The sequence below is a fragment of the Halomonas sp. BC04 genome (assembly GCF_000568385.1).
Window position 1 is genome coordinate 1 of record NZ_AZQX01000155.1, and the last position, 5,481, is coordinate 5,481.

At 63.5% G+C, this 5,481-nt stretch carries 5 protein-coding genes; 2 read left to right on the forward strand and 3 right to left on the reverse strand.

Going from position 1 to position 5,481, the window contains the following annotated elements; translation table 11 throughout:
* The 3 genes from Q427_RS11020 to Q427_RS33880 all read right to left on the reverse strand — a co-directional run.
* The coding region (locus Q427_RS11020) for an antitoxin Xre/MbcA/ParS toxin-binding domain-containing protein (RefSeq protein WP_043513815.1) at positions 1–203 on the reverse strand (203 nt) is incomplete at its 3' end.
* A 101-nt stretch (positions 204–304) separates the two neighbouring features.
* Positions 305–2,242, reverse strand: coding sequence for a putative bifunctional diguanylate cyclase/phosphodiesterase (locus Q427_RS11025; protein ID WP_331280608.1), 1,938 nt, complete (start codon positions 2,240–2,242; stop codon positions 305–307).
* Positions 2,224–2,880 (reverse strand): GAF domain-containing protein, encoded by a 657-nt coding sequence (locus Q427_RS33880; RefSeq protein WP_231613627.1) that lies wholly within the window; start codon positions 2,878–2,880, stop codon positions 2,224–2,226. The genes Q427_RS11025 and Q427_RS33880 overlap by 19 nt, the downstream gene beginning before the upstream one ends.
* A gap of 262 nt (positions 2,881–3,142) precedes the next feature.
* Between Q427_RS33880 and Q427_RS28800 the strand changes: the two genes are divergently transcribed.
* Both Q427_RS28800 and Q427_RS32205 read left to right on the forward strand, forming a co-directional pair.
* The gene (locus Q427_RS28800) at positions 3,143–4,723 is read left to right on the forward strand and encodes a PAS domain-containing protein (RefSeq protein ID WP_197030601.1); all 1,581 of its coding nucleotides are present in this window, start codon (positions 3,143–3,145) and stop codon (positions 4,721–4,723) included.
* Positions 4,660–5,133 (forward strand): GGDEF domain-containing protein, encoded by a 474-nt coding sequence (locus Q427_RS32205; RefSeq protein WP_231613630.1) that lies wholly within the window; start codon positions 4,660–4,662, stop codon positions 5,131–5,133. Before Q427_RS28800 ends, Q427_RS32205 begins: the two co-directional genes overlap by 64 nt.
* Positions 5,134–5,481: the final 348 nt, after the last annotated feature.

Genomic DNA, 5,481 nt, shown 5'->3' on the forward strand with positions numbered 1-5,481 from the left:
CAGGTGAACACCCCATGCTCGAGACGACCGATCAGGTCCATCACCTGCTGGGGATCCCTCTCCATGACATCGATAGGGCGCTTCCCTCCAAGCCCCACGACCTCGCGATGTAACCAGTGCTCCGCTGCTACGCGGTTACCTTCAAAAAGCTCGATAGCCGCCCTCTGAACATCAGCGGCACTGCATCCTTTCCGCTCGACCATAACAGCCTCCACCGACAGAAGGAAAACCTTGGTTTTCTTTACACACTGCCCGGAGATTGGATGCCAGGCTAGGGCTACCCGAATAGCCCCCTCTGCCCACCTCACCCCCCGACAGGCGCGGGTAGCGTCTCTGGCAACTCCATGACAGCCTCACGCGGCATTGGCTTGGCAAAGTAGTAGCCCTGCAGCAAGTCGCAGTTGCGCCGCACCAGGTCTAGCTGCTGCTCCCGCTCCTCGATGCCTTCGGCGACCACCACCAGGTCCAGGTGGTGGGCCATAGCGATGATGCCCTGCACGATGGCAGCATTGCTGCGGTTGGTGGCGATGTCCTGAATGAAAGCGCGGTCGAGTTTGACCTTGTGGATCGGCAGGTCACGCAGATAGCTGAGGCTGGAGAAGCCAGTACCGAAGTCATCCAGTGCAACACGGACGCCCATGGCCTTGAGCGTGTTGATCAGTTCGATGGCTCTCACTGCACCGTCGATCAGCACGCTCTCGGTGACCTCTATCTCCAGCAGTTCGGGCGGCAGGTCGGCTTCCTCCAGTGCCGTCCGAACGTCGGCCAGGAAACCATCGCGCCGGAACTGCAGCGAGGAGATGTTCACGGCAACCGGCATTACCAGCCCACCGGTATCGCGCATGGCGGCCGCGTCCTGACAGGCACGACGCAGGATCCAGCGCCCCAGGGGGATGATCTGGCCGGTCTGCTCGGCCAGAGGGATGAACACCCCGGGCGAGATCATCCCGCGCTTCGGGTGATGCCAGCGAATCAGCGCCTCCAGCCCGCGGATACGCCCGCTTACCGCTTCCACGATAGGCTGGTAGTAGAGCTCGAACTGATCCTCATGCAACGCTGTATGCAGGTCGTGGCGCAACAGTACCGCCTCCTCGGTGAGCCGTTGCTGGTCGCCTTGATACCAGTGCCAGGTGTTGCGGCCCTGCTGCTTGGCATCGGCCACCGCTAGGTCGGCGCACTGCATCAGCTCGTAGGCATACGCTACACTCTCGCCGTTGCAGGCGATGCCGATGCTAGTACTAATGTGCAACGGCTTGCCCTCGACCATGAAGGGCTGAGAGAGCGTGTTTAGCACCCGCTCGGCTATCTCAACACCAGCCTGGCGATCGTCGAGGTTGGTAAACAGCAGGATAAACTCATCCCCGGTCATGCGGGCCAGGGTGTCGCCCTCGCCCACTACCTGATGCAGGCGCTCGCCCACCGCCACCAGCAGTTGGTTGCCAATGTGGTAGCCCAGACCATCATTAATCGTCTTGAAACCATCCAGATCGAGGTGCATTACCACCAGCAGCCCCGGCTCCTCCTGGACCCGCGCGAAGGCTTCCTGCAAGCGTTCATCGAAGGCGGTCCGGTTGGGAAGGCCGGTCAGCAGGTCATGGGTGGTATGGTAAGCCAGTTGATCTTCCTGCTCGCGCTGCAGAGTGATGTCCTGCTGAATGCCGATATAGTGAGTACAGGCGCCCGCCTCGTCGAACACGGGACTCAGCGAGAGGTGTTTCCAGAACGGTGTGCCGTCCTTGCGGTAGTTGCGCAGGGTGACATCGGCAGACTGCTGCTCGCTGATGGCCCAGCGGAGGGCGATGATGGCCTCGGGATCGGTGTCCGGCCCCTGCAGAAAGCGGCAGTTGCGCCCCAGCGCCTCCTTGGGCGCATAGCCGGTGATGGCGGAGAAGGCGTCGTTGACATACACCAGCGGCAAGTCGGGCTCCGTGGCATCGGCCATGAGCACCGCGTTGGGCGTGGCCTGGATACCACGCTCCAGCAGACGGCGCTCCTCTTCCTCCTGCTTACGGGCCGTGATATCGCGGCAGATGCCATAGACGCCCACCACCTCACCATCGATGGTGACCGGGAAGTTGAGGATTTCCAGCCGATACGGATATCCGTCGCGGTGGGTGCCCATGGTCTCATAATGACGCGACCCACCCTGCCTGGCGATATCAAACCCGGCCTGGGTCAGCTCACGATAGTCTGGTTCGATGAACTCATTGAAGTGCCGCCCGATCAGGCTTCCTCGGGGTATCCCGTGATACGCGTGAGCGACGCATTACCGCGCTGGAAGCGCCCCTCCAGGTCGAACTCGTAGACCCCGTCGGGGTGGTTCACGAATAGTGAGCGGTGCCATTCAGCCAGCACCCGATGGTTGGTGGCATCGCGATCACGCAGGATCGCCAGGGCCACCAGCGCCGCGGCCTGCCTCATCCGTCGGCGACTCACCTCGGTAGGATGATTGGGATCGCGGAAGTAGAGACCAAAGGTGCCGAGCAGCTCGTCCTCGGCAGTCAGCACGGGATTCGACCAGCAGGCGCGCAGCCCCTCACGCTGAGCAGCATCGCGAAACGCCGCCCAGCGCGGGTCGCTGCGGATGTCCTCGGTGATCACCGGCTCACGGCGGAAGGCCGCGCAGCCGAAGGAGGCCGCGTCGGGGCCAATGGGCACCGCCTGGAGGCGGTCCTGGTAGGCCTTGGAGAAACGCGGGTTGGCGATGAGGCTAAGCGTCTTCCGCCGGGAATCGAAGCGCATGAAGGCCACGATGGCGTCCGGCAGCATCACCTCGATCCAGCGCGCAATGGCGTCAAGTGTTTCTTCAAGCGGGTCCTGCTGTGCGATGCGTTCATGGACCTGCTGCTGTACCTCCATCAACGCCAATTCATCGAGCACTGCCATATCTCCATACCGCTGCATTCTGGGAGTAGGCACTCTTTTCATCACCCACCGCCCTCCATGCGGAGGATAGTGGCCGAGCGTGCCCTGACGGGCAAGGCACACGCGCCATATGGGTTTCGTCATGTGCCGGGATGACACTACGCGGCTTTTGCTGGATACTGCGCTCGCTCAGCGAGGAGGCCCTTGCCGCCCTGCGCCTGACCTCCTGACCACTCGCCTGCACGGATTGCGGCTGACCTGATTCGAGGTTCTGCCCATGATTACCAACCCCCTCTGGGCCCGCCTGACGCTGGCCACCCTACTCCCCATGACACTGGTCACCCTGGCACTGAGCCCGATCGTCACCTCACACCTTGAGGAGCGGGTCGACGGCAAGCGTCGATCGGCCGAGTCGCTGCTCGCGTCCGAATATGCCCTGCTGCTCCAGGGCATGAACGAGAGCTTCAACCAAGTGCTGGCCACCGCGGAGTACCCGCTGCTGCAGCGCTTCCTGTCCCGACAAGCAGCCGCCCAGACGCCGACGTGGGGCTTGGCGGCGCAGGGCGACTGGGAGCAGCTGGCAGCGCTGTTCGACACCTTGCTGACCCACTTCGGTCGCTATACCCACCTGGCGGTAATCGACCCCGAGGGAAAGGAGTGGGTCGCCACCTCAACGGTGCCCCTGCTGCCGAGGCCACCAGTCATCGACCATGGCGACACACCCGCCTTCCGCCAGGCCATGACCCTGCAGTCACGCGACCTCTATGTCTCCCCGCCGCGGCTGGGCGCCTCCGGAGAAGAGTCATCACCGGTGACCACCGTCATCGACATCGCCACACCGATCGTCGATGACCAGGGCGAGCGTCTGGGCGTATTGCTGTTCACCCTCGACTGGTCCCGACTCACTGCCTCATTACTCCATGCCCGCGAGGCAGGCTCAGGCCAGGCCCTGCTGGTGGATGCCCAGGGCAAGTGGCTGCTGCCCGACGCCGACGGCCCAGGCGAGAGCTTCGGCCAACCGCTGGCAGCGCGCTGGGGTGACGCCGGGACCGCCATGGCCACCCGTCCACAGGGCACGGCCACCCTGGACGAGCACCTGCTCGCCTTTCGCCAACACGACCTGCGTACTCAGCACTACCGCAGCCAGGCCGGCATGATCCTCAGTGAGGCGGAGACTCAACCTTGGCGGCTCGGCATCCTGGTGCCGCGGCCCAGCCTCTGGGAGCTGCTCAAGGAGCACCCGGTGCAGCTGCTGGCCATCGCCCTGGTCTACCTGCTGTCGGTGGCCTTCGGGGTGTTCTGGGTGCTCAGTGATCACCGCCTGCGTGGGCTCAGGCAGCGGGCGTTGACATTCTCCCGCGAGGCCCGTCAGTACGCCGGCGAGGTCCAGGACCTCTACGAGCACGCCCCCTGCGGCTACCATTCGCTGGACAGCGACGGCCGGGTCATCAAGATCAATCGCACCGAACTTGGCTGGCTGGGCTATCGCGCCGACGAGGTGATCGACAGGCGCTTTTACCGTGACTTCATTACTCCGGAGACCCGAGCGGCCTTCGATGCCGCCTTTCAGCAAGTACTGGGCGAGGGTCAGGAGGGCAGCGCCGAGTGCGAGCTGCTGTGCCGCGATGGCACCCGCCTGCCGGTGGCGATTCAGGCACTGCCCAGGTTACCGAGGAGGGCTTCCAGTACTCCCGCGCCACGGTGTTCGACCTCAGCGAGCGCAAGGCACTGGAGGCGCGGCTGGAGAAACAGGCACTCACCGACCCGCTCACCGGACTGGGCAACCGCCGCTACCTGGAGGGCCAAGCGGCCATGGAGATTGCCCGCGCCCAGCGCAGCGGCGCACCGCTGTCGCTGATCGCCATCGACCTTGACCACTTCAAGCGTATCAACGACACCCACGGGCACGATGTGGGCGACCTGGTGCTGCAGGCCTTCGCCAACACGGCCCGAGCGCTGCTGCGCGACGGCGACGTACTGTGCCGCATGGGCGGCGAGGAGTTCGCAGTGCTACTCCCCGACACGCATCGGGAGCAGGCCCTGGAGGTCGCCGAGAGACTACGTAAGGCGGTAGCCACGACTCCCGCCAGGGTCGGGCAGGCCGGGATGGAAGACGCCACCCTGGCCTATACCGCCTCGCTGGGCGTGACGTTGATCTGTGCCGGGGAAAGTACCCTGAAGCCGGCTATCAAGCGCGCCGACCAGGGGCTCTATGCCGCCAAGGAGGCCGGCCGCAATCGAGCTCACTGGCAGCCGGCCACGTCCTGATACCTTAGACATGACTGCCGACCATCATCGCACCTTCTTATGAACGCCTGTCTCGTTCGTCAGGGGGGAGTGTTGATACACCTGGCGACGCCCTGGCAGGTCCTGGGTGGGACGACTACCTTTGCCTGCCAAGACGTGCTTGCTTCTCTCGCCGACACCGTTAGAGAGGGGACTTGCCCATCTTTGATTGTGGCCATCCTAATTAAAATGTATATAGTATTCCTTAGAGGGATAGCCCATCTATGCCACTGATGTAACTCTATAAAAATCAAAACCATATACGCAGGTAAACCGACATGGCCCTCCCCGCGCAGCACGAAAACCCCTCAGCGGCCGTGATTCGGTCGC

What these genes read in the sequence shown, in the direction of transcription:
- Q427_RS28800 (WP_197030601.1), top strand. Translation starts at nt 3,143, where the DNA reads ATGATTACCAACCCCCTCTGGGCCCGCCTGACGCTGGCCACCCTACTC.